General features: G+C 66.1%; 20 protein-coding genes. 8 read left to right on the top strand and 12 right to left on the bottom strand.

Translation table 11 applies throughout. From position 1 onward, the window contains the following. Position 1 precedes the first annotated feature (1 nt). Positions 2-1,867, top strand: coding sequence for an aminodeoxychorismate synthase component I (gene pabB / locus AC0KUR_RS18045; RefSeq protein ID WP_226227334.1), 1,866 nt, complete (start codon positions 2-4; stop codon positions 1,865-1,867). A 116-nt stretch (positions 1,868-1,983) separates the two neighbouring features. Here the strand turns inward: pabB and panB are convergent, their stop codons facing one another. Genes panB through hda form a run of 6 tightly spaced genes read right to left on the bottom strand, consistent with a single transcriptional unit; the run spans position 1,984 to position 7,071 of the window. Beyond that, positions 1,984-2,799: a 3-methyl-2-oxobutanoate hydroxymethyltransferase gene (gene panB, locus AC0KUR_RS18040; protein ID WP_034187171.1), complete on the bottom strand. Its 816-nt coding sequence runs from the start codon at positions 2,797-2,799 to the stop codon at positions 1,984-1,986. A 43-nt stretch (positions 2,800-2,842) separates the two neighbouring features. Then, entirely contained in the window at positions 2,843-3,529 is a 687-nt protein-coding gene (locus tag AC0KUR_RS18035; RefSeq protein ID WP_034187172.1) for a deoxynucleoside kinase, read from the bottom strand. Then, positions 3,526-4,068 (bottom strand): 2-amino-4-hydroxy-6-hydroxymethyldihydropteridine diphosphokinase, encoded by a 543-nt coding sequence (gene folK, locus AC0KUR_RS18030; protein WP_034187173.1) that lies wholly within the window; start codon positions 4,066-4,068, stop codon positions 3,526-3,528. The genes AC0KUR_RS18035 and folK overlap by 4 nt, the downstream gene beginning before the upstream one ends. A 35-nt stretch (positions 4,069-4,103) precedes the next feature. Then, entirely contained in the window at positions 4,104-5,642 is a 1,539-nt protein-coding gene (gene pcnB, locus AC0KUR_RS18025) for a polynucleotide adenylyltransferase PcnB (RefSeq protein ID WP_069707102.1), read from the bottom strand. A gap of 5 nt (positions 5,643-5,647) precedes the next feature. Further along, positions 5,648-6,325: a histidinol-phosphatase gene (locus AC0KUR_RS18020; RefSeq protein ID WP_049028593.1), complete on the bottom strand. Its 678-nt coding sequence runs from the start codon at positions 6,323-6,325 to the stop codon at positions 5,648-5,650. Positions 6,326-6,336: 11 nt separating this feature from the next. Further along, entirely contained in the window at positions 6,337-7,071 is a 735-nt protein-coding gene (gene hda / locus AC0KUR_RS18015; protein ID WP_034187176.1) for a DnaA regulatory inactivator Hda, read from the bottom strand. 250 nt (positions 7,072-7,321) lie between these two features. Between hda and purM the strand changes: the two genes are divergently transcribed. Together purM and AC0KUR_RS18005 are read left to right on the top strand one after the other, a co-directional pair. After that, positions 7,322-8,377, top strand: a complete 1,056-nt coding sequence (purM, locus tag AC0KUR_RS18010) for a phosphoribosylformylglycinamidine cyclo-ligase (protein WP_034187177.1) — start codon at positions 7,322-7,324, stop codon at positions 8,375-8,377. A gap of 111 nt (positions 8,378-8,488) precedes the next feature. Next, positions 8,489-8,884, top strand: a complete 396-nt coding sequence (locus tag AC0KUR_RS18005; RefSeq protein WP_049028592.1) for a YybH family protein — start codon at positions 8,489-8,491, stop codon at positions 8,882-8,884. A gap of 21 nt (positions 8,885-8,905) precedes the next feature. On the opposite strand, the gene tet(64) is transcribed toward AC0KUR_RS18005, so the two are convergent. After that, the gene (gene tet(64) / locus AC0KUR_RS18000; protein ID WP_473376256.1) at positions 8,906-10,099 is read right to left on the bottom strand and encodes a tetracycline efflux MFS transporter Tet(64); all 1,194 of its coding nucleotides are present in this window, start codon (positions 10,097-10,099) and stop codon (positions 8,906-8,908) included. Between the two features lie 62 nt (positions 10,100-10,161). Here tet(64) and tetR point away from each other — a divergent pair, with 62 nt between their 5' ends. Then, complete coding sequence (tetR, locus tag AC0KUR_RS17995) at positions 10,162-10,794, top strand: tetracycline resistance transcriptional repressor TetR (RefSeq protein ID WP_473376255.1); 633 nt, start codon at positions 10,162-10,164, stop codon at positions 10,792-10,794. Between the two features lie 5 nt (positions 10,795-10,799). Here the strand turns inward: tetR and miaA are convergent, their stop codons facing one another. Further along, positions 10,800-11,777 carry a tRNA (adenosine(37)-N6)-dimethylallyltransferase MiaA gene (gene miaA, locus AC0KUR_RS17990; protein ID WP_473376254.1) on the bottom strand — a complete coding sequence of 326 codons (978 nt, stop codon included), beginning with the start codon at positions 11,775-11,777 and terminating at the stop codon, positions 10,800-10,802. Next, positions 11,774-13,774: a DNA mismatch repair endonuclease MutL gene (mutL, locus tag AC0KUR_RS17985; protein ID WP_473376253.1), complete on the bottom strand. Its 2,001-nt coding sequence runs from the start codon at positions 13,772-13,774 to the stop codon at positions 11,774-11,776. The genes miaA and mutL overlap by 4 nt, the downstream gene beginning before the upstream one ends. A 183-nt stretch (positions 13,775-13,957) precedes the next feature. Here mutL and AC0KUR_RS17980 point away from each other — a divergent pair, with 183 nt between their 5' ends. After that, on the top strand, positions 13,958-14,641 hold the full coding sequence (locus AC0KUR_RS17980; protein WP_034187182.1) for a DedA family protein: 684 nt from the start codon (positions 13,958-13,960) through the stop codon (positions 14,639-14,641). A 74-nt stretch (positions 14,642-14,715) separates the two neighbouring features. On the opposite strand, the gene AC0KUR_RS17975 is transcribed toward AC0KUR_RS17980, so the two are convergent. From AC0KUR_RS17975 to AC0KUR_RS17965, 3 genes are all read right to left on the bottom strand, one after another. Then, a complete protein-coding gene (locus tag AC0KUR_RS17975; RefSeq protein WP_034187183.1) occupies positions 14,716-15,528 on the bottom strand; it encodes a mechanosensitive ion channel family protein in 813 nt (270 codons plus the stop codon). 233 nt (positions 15,529-15,761) lie between these two features. Further along, entirely contained in the window at positions 15,762-17,765 is a 2,004-nt protein-coding gene (locus AC0KUR_RS17970) for a capsular polysaccharide biosynthesis protein (protein ID WP_473376252.1), read from the bottom strand. Positions 17,766-17,792: 27 nt separating this feature from the next. Continuing rightward, positions 17,793-18,944, bottom strand: coding sequence for a glycosyltransferase family 4 protein (locus tag AC0KUR_RS17965; protein WP_049034365.1), 1,152 nt, complete (start codon positions 18,942-18,944; stop codon positions 17,793-17,795). A 439-nt stretch (positions 18,945-19,383) separates the two neighbouring features. On the opposite strand from AC0KUR_RS17965, the gene AC0KUR_RS17960 reads away from it, so the two are divergent. From AC0KUR_RS17960 to AC0KUR_RS17950, 3 genes are read left to right on the top strand one after another with little or no spacing between them, the layout of a single operon-like run. Next, entirely contained in the window at positions 19,384-20,568 is a 1,185-nt protein-coding gene (locus tag AC0KUR_RS17960; protein WP_034187185.1) for a polysaccharide biosynthesis/export family protein, read from the top strand. Between the two features lie 2 nt (positions 20,569-20,570). Then, complete coding sequence (locus tag AC0KUR_RS17955; protein ID WP_034187186.1) at positions 20,571-21,677, top strand: KpsE/RkpR family capsule polysaccharide export protein; 1,107 nt, start codon at positions 20,571-20,573, stop codon at positions 21,675-21,677. Further along, positions 21,667-22,461 carry an ABC transporter permease gene (locus AC0KUR_RS17950; RefSeq protein WP_034187187.1) on the top strand — a complete coding sequence of 265 codons (795 nt, stop codon included), beginning with the start codon at positions 21,667-21,669 and terminating at the stop codon, positions 22,459-22,461. The genes AC0KUR_RS17955 and AC0KUR_RS17950 overlap by 11 nt, the downstream gene beginning before the upstream one ends. Positions 22,462-22,468 lie beyond the last annotated feature (7 nt).

Below are 22,468 nucleotides of genomic sequence, written 5' to 3'. Positions count from 1 at the left end.
CATGACTGAAGGCAACGAGAGCGCGTCGTTCGCGCTCTTGGACGATTGCGACTCGACCGCGTCCGCGCGGTCGAGTCGTTTGTATTCGGGATTCGTGCGCGAACGCGTGTGCACGGATCCGGCGCGGCTCGACGACATCGATGCGGCGGTCGCACAGGACCTGCGCGACGGGCTGCACGCGGTCGTCGTCGGCGATTATGAATTCGGACGCAACCTGCAACGGGCGCAGCCGGGCCAGGCCCCGCTGCGCTTTTTGCTGTATGCGCGCTGCGAGCGCCTGTCGCGCGACGAGGTCGACGCATGGCTCGCGCGGCAGGACGGCGGCGGCGCGCCGTCGATCGCGGGCGTTGCGCATGTCGCGAAGAGCGTGTCGCGCGACGCGTTCGATGCAGCGATCGCCGCGGTGCACGACGCGCTGCGCGCGGGCGACTCCTACCAGGTCAACTACACGTACCGGCTCGATTTCGACGTGTTCGGCACACCGCTCGCACTGTACCGCCGGCTGCGCGCGCGCCAGCCCGTGCGGTACGGCGCGCTGATCGCGCTGCCCGGCGGCGCGTGGGTCGTGTCGTGCTCGCCCGAGCTGTTCGTCGAGAAGCACGGCGACGTGCTGCGCGCGCGGCCGATGAAGGGCACCGCGCCGCGTTCGGCCGATCCGCGCGACGATGCGGCGGCCGCCGCGTTCCTCGCGAGCGATCCGAAGAACCGTGCGGAAAACGTGATGATCGTCGACCTGCTGCGCAACGATGTGTCGCGGATCGCGCGCACCGGCACCGTCAAGGTGCCGGCGCTGTTCTCCGTCGAACCGTATGCGTCGGTGTGGCAGATGACGTCGACGGTCGAGGCCGGCTGGCGCGACGGCACGACGTTTGCGCAGATGCTGCGCGCGCTGTTTCCGTGCGGGTCGATCACGGGCGCGCCGAAGTACAAGACGATGCAGTTGATCGATGCGATCGAGTCGACGCCGCGCGGGCTTTATACGGGCGCGATCGGTTGGCTCGACGCGCCGGGTGACCGCGCGGCCGGCTGCGGCGATTTCTGCCTGTCGGTCGCGATCCGGACGCTGACGCTCGACGGAGCCGAGACCGGTGTCGACCCATCCGGTGCGGCAACGCGGCATCATGGCACGATGGGGGTCGGCGCGGGCATCGTGCTCGACAGCGTCGCGGCTGACGAATATGCGGAGTGCGAATTGAAAGCGCGATTCCTGACGGATGCCGATCCCGGTTTCCAGTTGTTCGAAACGACCGCGGCCACGCGTGCGGACGGCATCCGGCATCTCGATCGACACCTCGCGCGGCTGCAGCGCAGCGCGGATGCGTTCGGCTTCCGCTTCGACGCCGACGCGTTGCGTCGCGAGATCGACGCGCGCTGCGCGGCGCTCGACGGCGACGGCGCGTACCGGATGAAGCTCGCGCTGGCGAAGGACGGCACGATCGAGATCGTCGCGGCGCCGCTGAAGCCGCTGCCGGCGGGGCCGGTCGGCGTACTGCTGGCGTCCGCGCACGGTTTCGCGCCGACCCGCGCGAGCGACGCGCTGCTGCTGCACAAGACCACGCGCCGTGCCGAATACGACCGCGCGTGGCAGGCGGCCGAGTCGCTCGGCGGTTTCGACATGCTGTTCGTCAACGAACGCGGCGAGGTGACGGAAGGCGGGCGCTCGAACCTGTTCGTGAAGCTCGACGGCCAGTGGGTGACGCCGCCGCTGGCGTGCGGCGTGCTGCCGGGCGTGATGCGCGGCGTGCTGCTCGACGACCGGGCGTTCGGCGCGGTGGAGCGCGTCGTGACCCGCGACGATCTTGCGCGCGCACAAGGGTTGCTGCTGACCAATGCATTGCGCGGTGCGCTCGACGCGGTGTTGACGTGACGATGTGACGGAGCGGGCCTCGCGCTCGCGCCGGCCACCGGACTTTCAGCGCACCAACGAAAAGCGCGGCGCCCCGCAAAGGGCGCCGCGCTTTTTCACATCCGGCCGATGACGCGTCAGAACGAGTGCTCGGGGCCGGGGAACGACCGATCCTTCACCGCGCTCACATAGGCTTCGACAGCCGCCTGAATGCTCGGCTGGCCCTGCATGAAATCCTTCACGAAACGCGGCCGCTTGCCGGGGAATACACCGAGCATGTCGTGCAGCACGAGCACCTGCCCCGAGCAGTCGACGCCCGCGCCGATGCCGATCGTCGGAATCTTCAGCATGTGCGTGACTTCGGACGCGACGAGCGTCGGCACGGCTTCGAGCACGACGAGCTGCGCGCCCGCGTCCTCGACCGCGCGCGCATCGCGCAGCAGTTGCGCGGCGCCGGCTTCGGTCTTGCCCTGCACCTTGAAGCCGCCGAACGCATGCACCGATTGCGGCGTGAGGCCGACGTGCGCGCACACCGGCACCGAGCGCTCGACGAGGAAGCGGATCGTATCGGCGAGCCATTCGCCGCCTTCGAGCTTGACCATCTGCGCGCCGGCGCGCATCAGCTTGACCGAGTTCGCGAACGCCTCGGCCGGCGTGCCGTACGTGCCGAACGGCAGATCGGCGACGACGAGCGCGCGCGGTTGCGCGCGAGCAACGCAGGCCGTGTGGTACGCGATGTCGTCGAGCGACACGGGCAGCGTGGTCGTATGGCCCTGCAGCACGTTGCCGAGCGAATCGCCGATCAGCAGCACGTCGGTGCCGGCGCGATCGAGCAGCGCGGAAAAGCTCGCGTCGTAGCAGGTGAGCATCGCGATCTTCTCGCCGGCGTCGCGCATTGCCTGCAGCTTGGGCACCGTCACGGCAGGCCGGCTCGATTCCTGGAGATAGGTCATGGGAAATCCGGGTCGATAAGTGAGGAACGACAGGCGGGACGCGTCAGCGCGTCGTCTCGCCCTTGACGAAGAACTCCTTGCGGCCGCGCATCGTCTCGATGCGCTCGATCAGCAGGGCGAGATCTTCGGGGGAATCCAGCGGGTTCAGGTGTTCCGCGGCGACCGTCAGCACCGGCGTGCGGTCGTAGTGGTAGAAGAATTCGTTGTACGCGTCGACGAGCGAGCGCAGGTACGCATCGCTGATCTGCAGCTCCATCGGCAGCCCGCGCTTCTGGATGCGCGAGAACAGCACTTCGGGGCTTGCCTGCAGATAGACGACGAGGTCGGGCGACGGCGCCTGCGGCACGTCGACGTGCGTCGCGACCGCACGATACAGCTGCCATTCGTCTTCCGGCAGGTTCAGCCGCGCGAAGATGTCGTTTTTCTGCGGCATGAAATCGGCGATGACGGGGCGGCCCGTGTCGAGCGCGCCGATCAGCTCGCGCGCCTGCTGCGCGCGCTGCAGCGCGAACGACAGCTGCACGGGCAGCGCGTAGCGCGCGGTGTCGCGGTAAAAACGTTCGAGAAACGGGTTGTCCTGCGGGCGTTCGAGCAGCGTCTGCATCGACCAGCGCTCGGCGAGCAGGCGCGCGAGCGTCGTCTTGCCGACGCCGATCGGGCCTTCGATCACGAGATAACGGTGCGGGGCGCGCAGGTCGGGTGCGGTGACGGTCAGCGGAGTGGAGTTCATCGGCAGCGGGTCTTGTCGGCGTCTTCGCCGGCAGCGAGCGCCTTCTGCATCGGGCACTGGCAGGTTTGCACCTTCTCGACGCGCTGGTCTGCCACGGCGGCGAGGAAGGCATCGGCACGGCCGCGCGCGGGAATGTCGAGCGCCGGTTCGATCTCGACGAGCGGCACGAGCGCGAACGCACGGTCGGTGAGGCGCGGGTGCGGGACGATCAGGTCGGGTTCGTCGATCGAATCGGCGCCGAACAGCAGGATGTCGAGGTCGAGCGTGCGCGGCGCGTTGCGATACGGGCGCTCGCGCCCGAAGTGATGTTCGATCTTCTGGCAAAGCGCGAGCAGTTCGCGGGCCGACAGCGTCGTATCGAGCTTGACGACGCAGTTGTAGTAGTCGTCGCCGCCCGCTTCGAAGGGCGCCGTGCGATACAGGCTCGATTTGCCGAGGATCGAGATGGTGCGCTGCTGCGCGAGGCACACCACCGCGTCCTTCAGGGTCTGGCGCGCATCGCCGAGATTCGCCCCCAGTCCGATATATGCAACCGTCATGGCATCACTTCCTACGTCGTTCGCCGGCGAGCGCGTCAGTCGTCGGACCCGCCCGAGGTATCCGGCACCTGCTCGGCCGCACCTTCACCCGGCTTGCGGTTTCGCACACCGCCGCGGCGGCGCCGCTTGCGGGGCGATTTTTCCTTCGAGCCGCCCTGCGTGAGCAAGGCCTCGCGAGCGGCCGCGTCGCCTTCGATGAAATCCGTCCACCACTGTCCGACTTCCGCATCGAGCTCGCCGGATTCGCAGCGTAACAGGAGGAAATCATACCCCGCTCTAAACCTTTGGTGTTCCAGCAGCCGCATCGCGCTGCGGCCCGAGCGCTTCTCGAGGCGCAGCTGCAGGCCCCAGATTTCGCGCATGTCGGCCGAATAGCGCTTGTGGATCGCCAGTTTCTCGGTCTGCATGTCGAGCACGTCGTCCATCGCGCGATGGAGCGCCGGCACCGGAATTTCGCCGTCGGCCGTGTATTGCTCGAAGCGCTGGCGCATGTCGTGCCACAGCAGCGTCGCGAACAGGAAGCCCGGCGACACCGGCTTGCCGGCGCGCACGCGGGCGTCGGTGTTGTTCAGCGCGAGCGTGATGAATTTCTCGCCCTGCGGCTGTTCGAGCACGACGTCGAGGAGCGGCAGCAGCCCGTGGTGCAGGCCTTCCTTGCGCAGCCGCGTCAGGCACGCGAGCGCGTGGCCCGACAGCAGCAGCTTCAGCATCTCGTCGAACAGGCGCGCGGCCGGCACGTTGTTGATCAGGTCGGCGAGCGCGTGGATCGGCTCGCGCGTATGCGGCTCGATCTCGAAGCCGAGCTTCGCCGCGAAGCGCACGACGCGCAGCATCCGCACCGGATCCTCGCGGAAGCGCGTGGCCGGATCGCCGATCATCCGCAACAGGCGGGCGCGCATGTCGGCCATCCCGTCGTGGTAGTCGAGCACCGTCTGCGTCGACGGGTCGTAGTACATCGCGTTGATCGTGAAGTCGCGGCGCGCGGCGTCTTCGTGCTGCTCGCCCCACACGTTGTCGCGCAGCACGCGGCCGCTGGCGTCGACCGCATGCGTGCGGCGATCGAGTTCGTCGCGCTTCAGGCGCTTCGGCGGCTCGGCGGTGGCGGCCTCGGGCGGCGCGTCGACCAGCGCGCGGAACGTCGACACCTCGATCAGTTCCTGGCCGAACTGCACGTGGACGATCTGGAAGCGGCGGCCGATCAGGCGCGCGCGGCGGAACAGGCGCTGGACTTCGGTCGGCGTCGCGTCGGTCGCGACGTCGAAGTCCTTCGGCGCGATGCCGAGCAGCAGGTCGCGTACCGCGCCGCCGACGATGAACGCACGAAAGCCCGCCTGCTGCAGCGTGTCGGTCACGCGCACGGCGTTCCTCGAGATCAGCGCTGGATTGATGCCGTGCACGCTGGCCGGCACGACGGTCGGCTCATGGTTGCTGCGCGGCTTTTTCGTGCCGGCGCCGCGGGCGCCCTTCGGCGCGCGCGGGGCAGCAGGGGCCGCTTCGTCGGCCGGGGCCGCTGCGGGAGACGTTTGCCCGGTTTCGTCCTGACCGAGCAGCTTGCGGATGAATTTTTTGATCACGACGTTCAGAAAAGATCGAGGATACGCCAGCCGCGGGTGCTTGCATGCGCACGCAGCGTGTCGTCAGGGTTGGTCGCGATCGGGTCGGTGACTTTCTCGAGCAGCGGGATGTCGTTGTGCGAGTCGCTGTAGAAATAGCTGTGCGCGAAGTCGTCCCAGTGCTTGCCGAGCGATGCGAGCCATGCTTCGGTCCGCACGATCTTGCCTTCGCGGTAGCTCGGCGTGCCGGTCGGCCGGCCCGTGTAAGGCGAGTCGGGATGCCCGTCGGTCGTCTCGACCTCGCACGCGATCAGCGTATCGACGCCGAACGCGGTCGCGATCGGGCGCGTGATGAACTCGTTGGTCGCGGTCACCACGCAGCACAGGTCGCCCGCGTCGAGGTGCTTGCGCACCAGTTCGAGCGCGGCGGGCGTCATCGCGGGCCGGATCACCTCGTGCATGTACTGCTCGTGCCATTGCGCAAGCTGCGCGCGCGAATACTTCGCGAGCGGCGTGAGCATCGCCGTGAGGTACGCGTGGATGTCGAGCTTGCCGGCCTTGTAGTCGGCGAAGAACTGATCGTTCTGCCGCGAGAAGCTTTCCGCGTCGACGATGCCGAGCTTCACCATGAAGCGGCCCCATTCGTGGTCGCTATCGGTGGGGATCAGCGTGTGATCGAGGTCAAAGAGTGCCAGATTAGTCATGGAAGCGCATTTTACTCGAAGCGGTTCGGGCCCGTGCCCGGTGGTGTGATGTCGTCGCCGGGACGCGCGAGCATCCGGCGCAGCAGCGGCAGCGTGACCGCGCGTTTTTGCTCGAGCGAGAAGCGGTCGAGCGCGTCGAGCAGTGCCATCAGGCTCGGCATGTCGCGGCGGAAATGGGTCAGCAGGTAGGCGGCGATGTCGTCGGTGAGCGCGATCCCGCGCTCTTTCGCGGCGAGCTTGAGCACCGCGATCTTGCCGGCGTCGGACGGCGGCGACAGGTGGAACACGAGCCCCCAGCCGAGGCGCGTGCGGAGATCCTCGCGCACGTCGAGCGCGAGCGGCGCCGCGGGGCCCGCCGCGACGAACGCGCTCGACGGGTGCGCGCGCACTTCGTTGAACAGATTGAACAGCGCGACCTGCTGCGCGTCGCTCATCCGGTCGCAGTCGTCGATCGCGTAGATGCCGATTCGCGGGTCGAACGTGAACGCGCCGAGCGGGCTCTGCGGCGTCAGGTAGCGCGCATAGCCGTACGACGCGTCGCTCACGAGCGCCTGCAGCAGGTGGGTGCGGCCGCTGCCGGGCTCGCCCCAGATATAGAACGACCGGTCCGGCACGGGGCCCGCCGCGAGCGCGAGGTCGAGCTTCTGCAGGCGCGAGATGAGCTCGTCGTTCTCCTCGTTCATGATGAAGTTGTCGAACGTGGCGGGCGGCGGCGTGCCGAGATCGAGCGTCAGTTGACGGGACACAACAGTCACAATGCAGGTCGGTTGAAAATACGCGCGCCGTACGCCGGGCGCGCTCGGGGGCTTGCGGATCCGTGGGCTTCACGCGCGGCCGCACGCACGGCGCCGCGCGGGTTTCGGCGCGGACGGCTCGGCGATGAAAACGGGGACGTGTTGACCAAGATGCAATCCCTGACGATTCGGTGCTGGGAATTCCGGCCAACGGGCCGGCTTCGGGTAAAATCGCATTTTACCGACCTTCTCGCATTCCCCCATGAATCCTCCGAAATCCGCTCCCGACGCTCAGGGTCTGTCCTATCGTGACGCAGGTGTCGACATCGACGCAGGCGACGCGCTCATCGACAAGATCAAGCCTTTTGCGAAGAAAACCCTGCGCGACGGCGTGCTCGGCGGCATCGGCGGGTTCGGCGCGCTGTTCGAAGTGCCGAAGAAGTACCAGGAGCCCGTGCTCGTGTCGGGTACCGACGGCGTGGGCACCAAGCTCAAGCTGGCGTTTCATCTGAACAAACACGACACGGTCGGCCAGGATCTGGTCGCGATGAGCGTGAACGACATCCTCGTGCAGGGCGCCGAGCCGCTGTTCTTCCTCGACTACTTCGCGTGCGGCAAGCTCGACGTCGACACGGCCGCCACGGTCGTCAAGGGCATCGCGCAGGGCTGCGAACTGTCGGGCTGCGCGCTGATCGGCGGTGAAACGGCCGAAATGCCGGGCATGTACCCGGACGGCGAATACGACCTGGCCGGCTTCGCGGTCGGCGCGGTCGAGAAGAGCAAGATCATCGACGGCAGCACGATCGCCGAAGGCGACGTGGTGCTGGGCCTCGCGTCGAGCGGCATCCACTCGAACGGTTTCTCGCTCGTGCGCAAGATCATCGAGCGCGCGAACCCCGACCTGTCGGCCGATTTCCACGGCCGCTCGCTCGCCGACGCGCTGATGGCCCCCACGCGCATCTACGTGAAGCCGCTGCTCGCGCTGATGCAGAAGCTGCCGGTGAAGGGCATGGCGCACATCACGGGCGGCGGTCTCGTCGAGAACATCCCGCGCGTGCTGCGCGAAGGCCTCACCGCCGAGCTCGACCAGAACGCCTGGCCGCTGCCGCCGCTGTTCAAGTGGCTGCAGGAGCACGGCGGTGTCGCCGATGCGGAAATGCACCGCGTGTTCAACTGCGGCATCGGCATGGCCGTGATCGTCTCGGCGGCCGATGCCGACGCGGCGATCGCCGACCTGACCGCCGCCGGCGAACAGGTGTGGAAGATCGGCACCGTGCGTGCGACCCGCGAAGGCGAGGCGCAGACGGTCGTGGTCTGACGCGCCGCCAGCAGCAGATGCCGCAAGGAAAGCCGCCCGGAGTCGATCCGGGCGGTTTTTTTTCGGGCGCCGCGCGGCATGCGGACGCGCGCCGATGAAGGAGGGACGACGATGACCGAAGACGAACATGCGATCCGCGCGCTCGTGGAAAACTGGTTCGTGTCGAGCCGGCGCGGCGATCTGGCCACCGTGCTCGACCTGATCGCCGACGACGCGATCTTCATGGTGGCCGGCAAGCCGCCGTTCGACAAGGCGGCGTTCGCGGCTGCGTCGCGCGACGCGAACGCGGGCGCCGAGCATGCGCCGACGATCGACGGCCGTTACCGGATCGACGAACTGCGCGTGATCGGCGACTGGGCGTACATGCGCAATTTCATCGAGATCGACGCGACGCCGCCGGGCGGCGACACGATTCGCCGCTCGGGCCCTACGCTGACGATCTTCCGCAAGACCGACGGCCGCTGGCAGCTCGTGCGCGACGCGAATCTCGTGACGCTCGTGCGTTGAGCGCGGCGGCGCCGCCGACGCTCAAGCGGACGGCCGCGGCGCGTTCGCCGGACGCGCGCCGGCCAGCAAGGGCGGCACCAGCAGGTAGAGTAGCGCGGCGGCGGCCCACACCAGCCCCGGCCACGTTGCGCGCGTCGCCGCATAGGTCGCGGTGACGACCAGCGGCCCCGCGACGCCGATCAGGCTCGCCACGCTCGCGAGCGTACCCTGCAGTTCGCCCTGGCGTGCATCGTCGACCTGCCGCGCGAGCATCGCCTGCAACGCCGGCAGCGTCATGCCGCCCGCCGCGAACAGCGGCAGCAGCGCGAACGGCACCCACGCGGCGGTCGCGAACGCAATCGCCACGAGCCCGAGCGCGTCGCCCGCGAGGCCCAGTGCGAGCGCGCGGCGCTCGCCGAGCCGCGCGATCAGCGGCCCGATCGCGAACGCCTGCGCAAGCGCGTGGCACGCGCCGTAGCCGGCGAGCGACAGCCCCGCGACCGGCGTCGACCAGCCGAAATGTTCCTGGCCGTACAGGATCCACAACGTCGCGGGCGCTTGCGACACGAGCGCCACGATCACGTAGATGCCGACCAGCGGCGCAAGCGCGGGCGCGCCGCTCAGCCGGCGCAGGCTCGCGAACGGGTTGAGCGCGCCGGCCGCCTGGCCTTCGCGGGCCGAACGCGGCCGCGATTCCGGCAGCGCGCGCCAGACCAGCGCGAGGTTGAGCGCATTGAGCAGCGCGGCCGCGACGAACGGCGCGCGCAGATGCAGCGCGCCGAGCAGCCCGCCGATCAACGGGCCTGCGATGAAGCCGATGCCCATCATCGCGCCGAGCTGGCCGAAGCGCCGGGCGCGGTCGGGTTCGGCCGTCACGTCGGTGACGTATGCAGTCGCGACCGCGACGTTCGCGCCGGTGATGCCCGCGATCAGCCGCCCGACGTAAAGCCAGGCGAGCGTCGGCGCGAGCGCCATCAGCAGATAGTCGAGCGCGGCACCCGCGAGCGACGCGAGCAGCACCGGGCGGCGGCCGAAACGGTCGCTCAGCGCGCCGAGCAGCGGCGCGCACAGGAACTGCGCGAACGCGTACAGCGCGAGCAGGATCCCGTAATGGGTATCGATGCCGCCCACGCCGGCGAGCGCGCGCAGCAGCCCGGGCAGGATCGGCATCACGATCCCGACGCCGATCGCGTCGAGCAAAACCGTGGCCAGGATGGCAATCAGGGATGGATTCAAGAGGGACACTCTATCGATGATAGAGTGATGATTATTCCATGATTTCCCTATCGGTGATAGAGATGAAGGACACAGGGGCGCGACTGACGCGCGACACGGTATTGCGCGCGGCGCTCGACTTGCTGGACGAAGTGGGGATCGATGGCCTGTCGACGCGGCGGCTCGCCGAGCGGCTTGGCGTGCAGTCGCCGACACTGTACTGGCATTTCAGGAACAAGGCCGAACTGCTCGACGCGATGGCGGAGGCGATCATGCTCGAGCGCCACGACGCGTCGCTGCCGCGGCCGGGCGACGCGTGGGATGCGTGGCTTCTCGACAACGCGCGCAGTTTTCGCCACGCGCTGCTGGCCTATCGCGACGGCGCGCGCCTGCATGCCGGGACGCGGCCGCGGGCGCTGCATTTCAGCTCGATCGAACGCAAGGTCGCGCTGCTCGGCGAAGCGGGTTTCGCGCCAGAGGAGGCGGTCGACGTGATGTATGCGCTGGGCCGCTTCGTGGTCGGATGGGTGCTGGAGGAGCAGGCGCAACCGGACGGCGACGCCGAGGCGCCGCTGCCGGATGCGGCCGAGTATCCGCTGCTCGCGAAAGGCTGGGCCGCGCTGCGCGAACGCAGCGGCGACGAGGCGTTCGAGCGCGGCATCGCGTGGATCGTCGACGGCGCCCGTGCGCGGCTCGCGGCGCGCCGGGACGGCTGACGCGTTCAGCTCCCCGGCGTGCCGCCGTCGAGGACGCGTTCGAGCGCGTCGAGCGCGCGGGCCGTCGAATCCGGCGCGATGCAGTCGACGACGATCCGCTCCGGCATCGCGCGCAGCCACGTGATCTGGCGCTTGCAGAGCTGGCGCGTCGCGAAAATGCCCTTGTCGCGCATCGTCCGGTAGTCGGTATCGCCGTCGAGGAATTCCCACGCCTGCCGGTAGCCGACGCAGCGCATCGACGGCAGGTCGGGATGGAGATCGTCGCGGCGGCGCAACCGTTCGACTTCGTCGATGAAGCCCGCCTTGAGCATCGCGTCGAAGCGCTGCGCGATCCGTGCGTGCAGCACCGCGCGATCCGACGGTTCGAGCGCGACCGGCACGAAGCGGTACGCGGCCGCCGCATCGTCCGTGCGGCGCGGCGCGGCGAGCAGCACCGACATCGGCTGCCCGCTCAGCATGAAGATTTCGAGCGCACGCTGGATCCGCTGCGAATCGTTCGGCGCGAGCCGCGCGGCCGTGTCGGGATCGACCTGCGCAAGCTGCGCATGCAGCGCGGGCCAGCCGTCGCGCGCGGCGTCGGCGTCGAGCCGGGCGCGCACGTCCGGATCGGCGCCGGGCAGGTCGTTGAGCCCCTGCGTCAGCGCCTTGTAGTACAGCATCGTGCCGCCCGCGAGCAGCGGCGTGCGGCCGCGCGCGACGATCTCGCCGATCAGGCGCAGCGTGTCCGCGCGGAATTCCGCGGCCGAATACGCGTCGGCCGGGTCGATGATGTCGATCAGGTGGTGCGGCACGCTCGCGCGTTCTTCGCGCGACGGTTTCGCGGTGCCGATGTCCATGTCGCGGTAGACGAGCGCCGAATCGACGCTGACGATCTCGATCGGGCGACGCGCGGCGAGCGCCAGCGCCGCGGCCGTCTTGCCCGAGGCGGTAGGGCCGAGCAGGCAGGCGATCGTCGTTGGAGCGGGGTGCAGCGTAGCGCTCATTGGCCGCGCATGAAGAGACGGTCGAGATCGTTCAGCGTGAGCTGATACCAGGTCGGCCGGCCGTGATTGCACTGGTCCGCGCGCTCGGTCGCCTCCATCTGGCGCAGCAGCGCGTTCATCTCGTCGAGCGTCAGCCGCCGGTTCGCGCGCACCGCGTGATGGCATGCGAGCGTGCCGAGCAGCTCGTGCTGCCGCTCGGTGAGCACGCGCGAGCCGCCGAACGCGTGCAGGTCGGCGAGCACCGCGCGGGCGAGCGACTGCAGGTCGGCGTCCTTCAGCAGCGCCGGCACCGCGCGGATCGCGAGCGTCGTCGGCGACAGCACCGCGAGATCGAAGCCGAGCGATTCGAGCGTGTCGCGTTCTTCCTCGACCGTGCCGATCTCGACCGGCGTGGCCGTCATCGAGATCGGCAGCAGCAGCGACTGCACGGCGACCGTGCGGTCGGCGAGCGCGTTCTTGAACTGTTCGTACAGGATCCGCTCGTGCGCCGCGTGCATGTCGACGATCACGAGGCCGTGCGCGTTCTGCGCAAGCACGTAGATGCCGTGGATCTGGCCGAGCGCGAAGCCGAGCGGCTGCTCGTCGTGCGGGGTGGCGGCGATCGGCGAGGCGGTGAAGCCGGGCAAGGGCGCGACGGGTGCGCCGGCCGAATCGCGTGCGAGGGTCGTCGTGCCGTCCGGCGTGCCGGCGCCGGTGTCCTTGCGGCCGAACAGCGCGTCGTAGAGCGCCAGCGGCTGCGCGACGGGCAGCGTGCCCTGCGTCATGCGCGCCTGGCGCATCCAGGTGTTGCCTGACGACGAGGACGACGGCGACGAGAAGCCACCGCCGCCGCTGCCGGCGCCGCCGCCCGTCGCGTGGCCCAGGTTCTGCCCGAGCGGCGTGTCCAGGAACGACGACGGCCCGCGCGGCGCGGGCTCGAGATGCGCGGCATGGCCGCCCGCCGTGGTTTCCGGCGACGCGCCCGCATGGCGCGCGAGCGCCCGCTGGACCGCATGGAACACGTACTGGTGGATCGAGCGCGAATCGCGGAAGCGCACCTCGATCTTCGACGGATGCACGTTTACGTCGACGGCTTCGGGCGGCAGGTCGAGGAACAGCACGTACGACGGGTAGCGGTCGCCGTGCAGCACGTCCTCGTAGGCCGCGCGCACCGCATGCGTCAGCAGCTTGTCGCGCACGAAGCGGCCGTTGACGAAGAAATACTGCTGGTCGGCGCGCCCGCGGCTGGCGGTCGGCAGCCCGGCGCAACCGTAGACGGCGAGCGGGCCCGCCTGCTCGTCGAGCGGCAGGTGCGCGGTCGCGAAACCGTCGCCGAGGATCTTCGCGACGCGCTGCGCGGGCTCGGTCGCATTCCAGTGCTCGACGGCCTTGCCGTTGTGCAGCACCGAGATCGCGACGTCCGGCCGCGCGAGTGCCGCGCGGCGGATCATTTCCAGGCAGTGGCCGAATTCGGTCTGCTCGCTCTTGAGGAACTTGCGCCGCGCCGGCGTGTTGAAGTACAGCTCGCGCACCTCGATCGTCGTGCCGGTCGAGCCGGCGGCGGGCGACAGCACGCCCGTCTGCGCGTCGATCTTCATCGCGTGCGCGGCATCGGCCGTCCGGCTCGTGATCGACATCTCGGCCACCGATGCGATCGACGCGAGCGCTTCGCCGCGAAAACCCAGCGTCGCGACGGCTTCGAGCTCCTCGAGCGAGCGGATCTTGCTGGTCGCGTGGCGCATCAGCGCGAGCGCCAGCTCGTCGGGCGGGATCCCGCAGCCGTCGTCGGTGATCGAGATGCGCTTCACGCCGCCTTCTTCCAGCACGATGCGCAGCGACGTCGCGCCGGCGTCCATCGCGTTCTCGAGCAGCTCCTTGACGACCGACGCCGGGCGTTCGACGACCTCGCCGGCGGCGATCTGGCTGATCAGCTGGTCGGGCAGGGGCTGGATCGCGCGCAGCGGGCGCGGAGCGGGGGCGGGCGCGGCGCCCGCGGCCGTTTCGGTGATATCGGACATGGCCGAATTATAGCGAGGCTGCGCCCGCGTGCCGGGGCGGCGATCCGTTACGTTTTTTCACGGAGCCTTAAGGTAGTTTCGGTATCATGGCTCCACTGCGCGCGCCGCCCTGGCTGGCGGGCGCCTCTGCCATGTCTGGTCTCTTCCGGCCGCTCCGGCCCTCTCGCCTTCGAGGAATCGCATTTGGATACGCTGCTTCATTTCGTCAATCTTGTCCTGCATATCGACGCTTTCCTCGGCGATTTCATCCGGCAGTACGGCGCGTGGGTCTATCTCGTGCTGTTCCTGATCGTGTTCTGCGAGACGGGGCTCGTCGTGTTCCCGTTCCTGCCTGGCGATTCGCTGCTGTTCATCGGCGGTGCGTTCGCGGCGACGGGCGAAATGAACGTCGGCCTGTTGATCGTGCTGCTGCTCGTCGCGGCGATTTCCGGCAACACCGTAAACTACCTGATCGGCCGCTGGGTCGGCCCGAAGGTGTTCAATACGCACATCCCGGTGCTCGAACGCTTCCTCGACCGCGCCGCGCTGCAGAAGACCCACTCGTTCTACGACAAGCACGGCGGCAAGACGATCGTGCTCGCGCGTTTCATCCCGGTCGTGCGCACGTTCGCGCCGTTCGTTGCGGGCGCGTCGTCGATGAGCGCCGCGCGCTTTCAGCTCTTCAACGTGATCGGTGCGCTGGTGTGGGTGCTGCTGCTCGTGCTGCTCGGTTATTTCTTCGGCAACATCCCGTTCATCCGCCAGTACCTGAACGTGATCGTGCTGGTCGGGATCGGCGCGGCGATCGTGCCGGTCGCGCTCGGCGCCGTGTGGAAGCTGGTGCGCGGGAAGCAGTCGGACAATGCGCAGAAGACGGGCGGGCGCTGAGCGCGCGTTTGCCGTCTCTTTGGCGCAATAAAAAAGCGTGGCGAGTGCCACGCTTTTTTCGTCCGCCGATGCCGTTACGCGTTGCGATGCGCGACCGGCGTTTCGGGCGTCGGGTATTGCGCGTCGCGGAACGTCTCGAGGATCACGCGGTTGGTGTCGCAGTACACCTGCCAGTAGTGCTCGGGTGCCGTGGACGGGCGTACGAACAGCAACGGGCCTTCCGGCGTGAACTGCAGCACGCCGACGTCCGGCGCCGGGTTGGTCAGCACGTTCGGGATCTGCTGGATCGACGATTTCAGGCGGTTGATCGCGTCGACGGCGTCGACGCTGTTCGCGATCTTCGCGGTCAGGTCGACGCGGCGGTGCGACGTTGCGCTGTAGTTCGCGATGTTGTCCGAGAAGATCTTGTTGTTGCCGACGATCGTGACGATGTTGTCGGGCGTGATGATCGTCGTGCCGAACAGGCCGAGTTCCTTCACGGTGCCCGTGACGCCGCCCGCGCTGATCACGTCGCCGATCTTGAACGGACGCAGCACCTGCATGAACACGCCGGCGGCGAAATGCGCGAGCAGGCCGCCCCAGGCCGTGCCGATCGCGAGGCCGAGGCCGGCGAGCAGCGCGGCGAACGAGGTGGTCTGCACGCCGAAGATCTGCAGGATCGCGAGGATCAGCAGGATCGTCAGCAGCACGCCGACGACGGAGGTCAGGTAGTCGGTGAGCGTCGGGTCGACCTTGCCGCTGCGGCGCACGACCTTGCCGAGCAGGCGGGTACCGATGCGGATCGCCCAGCGGCCGACGAACCACAGGACGATCGCGGCGAGGAGGTTGAGGCCGAAGTCGAGGCCGCGGGTCATCAGGAATTGCTGGGCGGTGGCGAGATCGATCATGCGTTCTCCGAAGTCAAGGGTAGAAAGGGCGGCGCATGCACCGGAATGGGTGGCGCTTTTATAACCTGAGCGGGGAGCGGCGGGCAACCTGTCTTACGTTGCTTGACGAAATGAAAGACGGGCAGGACGCGTGTGCGTGCTGCCCGTGGTGGGTGTCGGCCTCGTGCCAAAGGCGTCTGAAATGGCTCGAACAGGTTGTACCTGATGATTCGGCGACCGAGTATCGAGTGCCGTCAACGCATCGTTCGATCGCGAAAATATTGCCGCCCTTGCCAACCGGCATAACGTATCGCATTGCGCGTCCAGCGTATCGCCTTGACGAGCGGGCGAGCGCGATTGCCACGTATTTTCTCGAGCGGTCGAGCCGCATTCGGCGCGAGTTGCCGGACGATTGCCTCGGGCGTCGTGAACAGCGAGCGCTGCCAGTCCCAATAGATCGCGTAACGCAGCAACACGCCCGCTGTCAGCATGTCGAGCGACAGTCGGCGTTCGCGCCACGGCTGGTCCAGCGCATCATGCGTCAGTCCCCAGCCTGCGTAAAAGGGCAAGCCGTAGGTATGGACTTCTTTCCCGCGCATCAACGCGTCGAAGCCGGCGAGTGAGGACAGCGTATGCAGTTCATCCGCCACGTCGATCAGCGAAATGAGATCAGCGTGCGCATCGACGACGTCTGCGAGGTGCGCTGCGTCGACGAGCCCGGCGCGATTGCCGGACAGCACGTCCGGATGCGGCTTGTAAATGACGAATGCGTCAGGTCGGCGAGCACGCACTTCCTGCAACAAGGCTTCCGACGTGGCTATCGTGCCCGTTCCCAACCGGATCGACGCATCGTCCGCAACCTGGCCCGCGACGAGGACGATGCGCTTGTCATGCGGAATGCGCCATGTCGGCGCTTGGCGGCCGAGATTGTATTTCGTGAGCCCGAACTGCACGATCGCCTGCCGTAGCGCTGCCGCGCGCCGCAATTCCGGTTCGCTGAACGTCGCCTGGTTGAGAATGACGGTCAGGTCGCTCGGGCGACTTGCGTCGAAATACAGGCCGCGGCGGTCGATCACCTGGCTGCACGGCGGAGACATGTCGGAACCGAGTCCCGTCGAATGGATGAAACCGTCTTCAATCCGGATGTGTGCTGCCCCGTCCGGCAGGCCTTCGGCGGGACGTCCGCCCCATATCGCTGCATGTTCGTCGCTGTGCGTGTCGCGTGGATCCGCTACCCAACGTAATGTCCCGCCCCCTGCCGACAGGTACGGCGTCGCATACGGCCGCTTCCACCACTGGAAGCGCACGCCGGCAACCCGTCCGAGGTCGCTGTAGCGGGCGGCGACGGTATGCTGCAGCTCGATGCAGTCGAGGGCGTTTTCGAGCGTGCCCCGGGTGCCGCGTGCCGGGTCGAGGTAATGCGCGAGTTGCAGGAACACGGCATCGAACAACGCAAACACGGACGGGCGCGCACGCCGCTCCGCCATCGTGGTGCGATCCTGGGTCAGTCCCCAGCCGGCGTAATAGGGTGTACCGAACACATGGACCGGGATGCTGGACAGAAGCGCCGCCATCCCTTCGGACGCGCCGACGACATAGACGGCGTCCACCCGTCGAAGGATGTCCCTCAACGAATGTGCGGCGTCGAGGACTCCGGTATTCCCGGGCAGTTGTGTTTTGTTCGACAACCAATCGCCGGCGCCTGCGTCGGCGGAGCGAAGGATCCACACGTCGGCGCCGGGGTGCGCAATACGTGCTGCATCTGCCATCGCAGCAAAGTTTCCGCGGCGGTGCCCTGCCGGTGTGCAGATATCGGCATGCGACGTTTCTCGTTCGTCGATCAGCACGATGCGCCTGTCGCGACCGGATGCGTGCCATGCGTCCGGCAATTCGGCCACCCGGTGCCGAACGTGCAACGCATCGCTATCGAGGACTCGGTGGATCAGATCGCGACATCGTGCGTTCGCGTCGGCGACGGGCGAAGCCAGGAGCACGCGGTCGAGTGCGGCGACAAGCCCGCCGCGCGCGACCAGATCCGGCGGAATGCGGAACCAGGAAAGAGGCGGCGCATGTCGAACGAAGACGGGGCCGGGACAGACCGGGCAGACGGTACGTCCGAGCGATGCCGACGTGCGGGCAAGCGTGATGCCGAGCCACGAATCGATCCACACGAACGGCGACTTTACGGTTGGCCACTTGCTTCTGCGCTTGCCGGGCACAATGTCGGTTGCGGCGGGTGGCTTGATTTCGGGCGTCATCTGAGATTCGGTCGGTGCCGGAATCATTTAGCGGAGCGACTCGAGAAAGCCGTCGATTCGTTCAAAGTGCTCGGCCCACGTCGGCGCTCGAAAGCATTCGAGCCGCGCGATCTGGTTCGCTCGCTCGGCGCTGTCCGGCCGGGCGTACGCGCGAATCCGGGAGAGCCATCCCGGCCCGTCGAGCGGGTCGAGATAGTCGGGAATGTCCGATGCGATCTCGTGAAAGACCGGCAGGTCGCTGGCGAGCACCGGCACGCCCAGCATCAACGCCTCGACGAGCGGCATGCCGTAGCCTTCGGCGAACGACGGGAACACGAGCGCTCGCGCATGCTGCAACCACGCATGCAGCCGATCGTCGCTGCAATCCGATTCCTCGATGACCGCACCGCGAATTGTGGCGCACCGCTCCAGCATGTCGACGACGTTCTCGCATTCCCAGCCGCGCCGGCCGATGACGACGAGCTTGGGGGCGGCGTCGCCCATCTGCTCGACCAGGCGTCGCCATACGTGCAGGATGAACCAGTGGTTCTTGCGCGGCTCGATCGTGCTGAGCATCACGAAATAAGGCGCCTCGATCGGCGGCGGGCTCGGCGGATGAGGCTCTACCGCGGGGGCGAGCGGCGCGACGACGACCGGTGGAAGCGGCAGCGACGCTTGTCGCGCTTCGTTCGCCAGTTCGTCGTAAGTCGCCTGTGAATTGCTGATCAGGCCACTCGCATGCCGTAGCGCAGTATGGATGCGGGTGCGATGCGACGCGTCCACACCCGGGCGGCAGTACTCCGGGTGCGTCAACGGAATGAGGTCGTGAACCATGAAGACCGAGCGCGCGTTACGTTGCGCCATCGCCCGATAGTACCGGGTGAACTCCATCCCGTTGTGACTGGTATGCAACAAAATTGCGCGATCGAATCGTGGCGGATAAAGCTGGTTCAGCAACGCGGAAGCAACAATTCTGCGCAGCGCCCATCGATCGTGACTCGACGACAGCAGCAGCGAGAAGGCCTTCTGCGAGTCTTTTTCCGTTAAAACCGTGGAAAAGCCACGTTCGCTCAGGACTGCACGTGCGCGGTCGCCATACCGGCGGATGTAGGCCAGTCCGACTCGGTCTACCCCGGTGGGGATCAGGCCATCATAAAAGCGAGTGGCAAGACGAGTGACGTCTAGAAGTATTTTGGTCACGCGGGTGCAATGTGGTTGTGCTTGCGGAAATGAAAAATGTTTCTGTTTGCCGAAGCTTGACGGCTCATGCAACAATTCCGCCGGGTAATTCTATGGCATCTCGGATGACGGGACAAATCGCGCACGCGTCTATTGACCCGTGCAAATGCCGAGCATGCCAAACCCAATTGAAGCTTGATGTCAGATTTACCGATCCGCTCGCGCCGTCGCGCGCGGCTGCAATGGACTTTTGAGACCGCGCCTGTTTGCACCAAATCGGCCCGCGCCTTGGCGGGCGAAGGATTTGGCTGCTTGTAAGCCAGGGCCGCTGGGCGGCGAAAAACCGAAGGAGCCCCACGGGTGTCTGTCGGCGATTCGGGTGCTCCACGCCGGTGAATTCCCCGGTACATCTTACATTGTGCGGTAAAATCCGGCGGCCTTTGAATGACTGGATTGTTAAATGCAGAGTTTAAATCGCAGTGTTTGGTTGGCTGCTGCCATCGGCGGTGCCATTGGGCTGGCTGCTTGCGGGGCCATTCCCACGTCCGGGCCGAGTCGTTCCGAGATTAATGCTAGTGGTAGCGGCACAAATCAGGTCAGTTCGCAAGGAATCCAGGTCGTCAATGTGACCGATCAGATTGCGCGGCAACTCTACGCCGGCCGCAAGAACACTGATTTCGCTGCAACGTTAGGCGATAACTCGGCGTTTCAGCAACAGCTGGGCGTGGGCGACGTGGTGGAGGTGTCGATCTGGGAAGCGCCGCCTGCCACGCTGTTCGGCGGCGGCACGAGTGACGCCCCGACATCCAGCAGTCTACCGACTGGCGCACGGCTGACCAAGCTGCCGACGCAAGTGATCGACGGGAGTGGCAACATCCATGTGCCGTTCGTCGGTGCCGTCAAGGCGTCGGGCCGTACGCCGAGTCAGTTGCAGGCGCTTGTAGCAGCGCGCCTCAAGAATATCGCGCACGACCCGCAGGTGCTGGTGCAATTGGCGCGTAACGAAACGTCGTACGTCACGGTGGTGGGCGACGTATCGAGCAGCACGCGCATGCAGTTGAGTGCACGCGGCGAGCGCGTTCTCGACGCGGTTGCCGCGGCCGGTGGCGTTAAACAGCCGATCAACAAAATCATGATTCAGGTGACCCGTGGCGAGACGGTTGCGCTCGAGCCCCTGGAGACGGTGATACGTGATCCGCGCCAGAATGTCCCGCTCAGGGCGGGCGATGTCGTTACGGCATTGTTCCAGCCCTACAGCTTCACCGCGTTCGGTGCGACCGGCAAGAACGAGGAAATCAATTTCGAGGCGCAGGGCATCACGCTGGCGCAGGCGTTGGCGCGGGCAGGCGGCTTGCAAGACTCGCGTTCGGATGCGCAGGGCGTGTTCATCTTCCGGCTGGAGGATCAGCAGGCGCTCAATTGGCCCAACCAGCCGGTGCGAACGACGGCAAATGGCAAAGTCCCGGTCATCTATCACATCAACCTCAAAGACCCGGATTCGTTCTTCGTGGCGCAGAGCTTCATGATGGACAACAGGGACGTTCTCTACGTCTCCAATGCGCCGGTGGCAGAACTGCAGAAAGTGCTGAACCTCGTGTTCTCCGTAGCCTATCCGATCGTGTCTGGCGTCCAGACGTTTAAGTGATTATGAAATTTTTGAAGCGAATTAACCGTTTGTTTTTGATAACGGTCGTCATTCCTACTGCTGCTTCGATTGTTTATTTTGGTCTTGTTGCCAGCGATCAATATACGTCGGTTAGCAGTTTTCTGATTCGCAGTCCGCAACAGTCCAGTGCGTCAGGGTTAGGCGGATTGCTGAAAGGCGTCGGTGGATTTTCTCAATCAGACGGCGATGCCTATACGGTTCAGAAATACATTCTTTCTCGTGATGCGATGATGGTGCTGGATAAAGAGCAGCACATCAAGTCGGCGTTTCAGAGTGGATCGATTGACTTTATTAATCGTTTTTCTATCTTCGGGCTCAACAGCAGCCTGGAAGAGTTTTATCTTTACTACGGCAAGAATATCGTCGATGCCAAGGTCGAGACCGATTCCTCGATCGTGACGTTGAATACCAACGCATACGACCCCCATCTTGCATGGAGCATGAACAAGCGCCTGCTGGAACTGGGTGAGCGGATCGTCAATCAGATGAATACGCGCGCCCGGGCAGACTTGATCAATACGGCCCAGCACGATGTTGACGTGGCAAAGGAACGTGACCGGGTCGCCACGCTGGCATTGGCGCATTATCGGAACAGTGCGGGCGTGATCGACCCCGAGCGCCAGTCCACGATCCCGCTGCAGCAGGTTGGAAAGCTTCAGGACGATTTGATTGCCACACGTGTGCAGATTGCCCAAATGGAACGATTGTCGCCGAACAATCCGGGACTGCCGACCCTGCGCGATCGCGCGAAGCTGCTGCAGCAGGCGATCGATCAGGTGAGCCAGCGCGTGGCGGGTTCGCAAGGGGCTTCGCTGGCCAGCAAGGCCGCCGAATTCCAGCGTCTGACACTGGAGAAGGAGGTGGCCGACAAAATCCTTGCAGGCGCCATCACCTTGCTGGATCAGGCGCGCGTCGAGGCCGAGCGCAAGCAGCTTTACCTTGAGCGTATTGCTGAACCCAGTCTGCCCGACTATGCGATGAGCCCGCGCCGGGGGCGAGCCATTCTCGCCACTTTCCTGCTTGGCCTTGTCTTGTGGGGCGTGTTGACCATCGTCATCGGTGGAGTGAAAGAACACTATGACCGCTGACTATCGTCCGCCGACATTTTGGGAGCAGTCGCGCATTCAGATCCGCGTGATCTGGGCGCTGGTCATGCGCGAGATGATCACGCGTTTCGGTCGCGAAGGGCTCGGCGTATTGTGGATGATGGCCGAGCCGGCGATGTTTGTTGTCGGTGTGATGATTATTTTCAGTCATACGGAATCGAAGGCCAAGTATTCGGTTGCCGAATATTTGGCGGTCAGCTATCCGACCCTGCTGTTCTGGCGAAATACAGCCAGCCGGGTAATCAAGGCCATCGAATATAATCGCTCGTTGCTGCATCACAAGCCGATCCGCCCGATCGACATACTGTACTCGCGCATCATTCTTGAATTTGCAGGCGCTACCGCTTCGTTTCTCCTGCTGTACACGGTATTGGTGGTGATCGGCATTTGCCAGCTTCCCGCTGATCCGCTCAGCATGATTCTCGGATATTTTTTGGTCGTCTGGTTTTCGTTCAACTTCGTCATGACGATGGCGGCGTTGTCCGAGCTGAGCGAGGCGGTGGAGCGCGTCTCGCACGTCATCCTGTACCTGATGATCCCCTTTTCGGGTGTTTTCATTCCGACATACGTCCTGCCGCCGCGGCTCGCGGAATTGCTGACGTACTTTCCGTTGGTCGACGCGGTGGAGTATTTCCATTACGGATATTACGGGGACCGAATGCCTACGCTGTACTACCTTGGCTATACGGTAACCGTATTGTTGTTTTTTACTCTCTTTGCTCTGTCGATTGCGCACATCGCCATCCGGCGCGTGCAATTGAACTGAGTTGAGG

It is taken from the genome of Burkholderia sp. YHN3-13 (assembly GCF_055810675.1).
The sequence above is the reverse complement of the archived record's forward strand: the minus strand, read 5'-3'. Positions and strand labels throughout refer to the sequence as shown.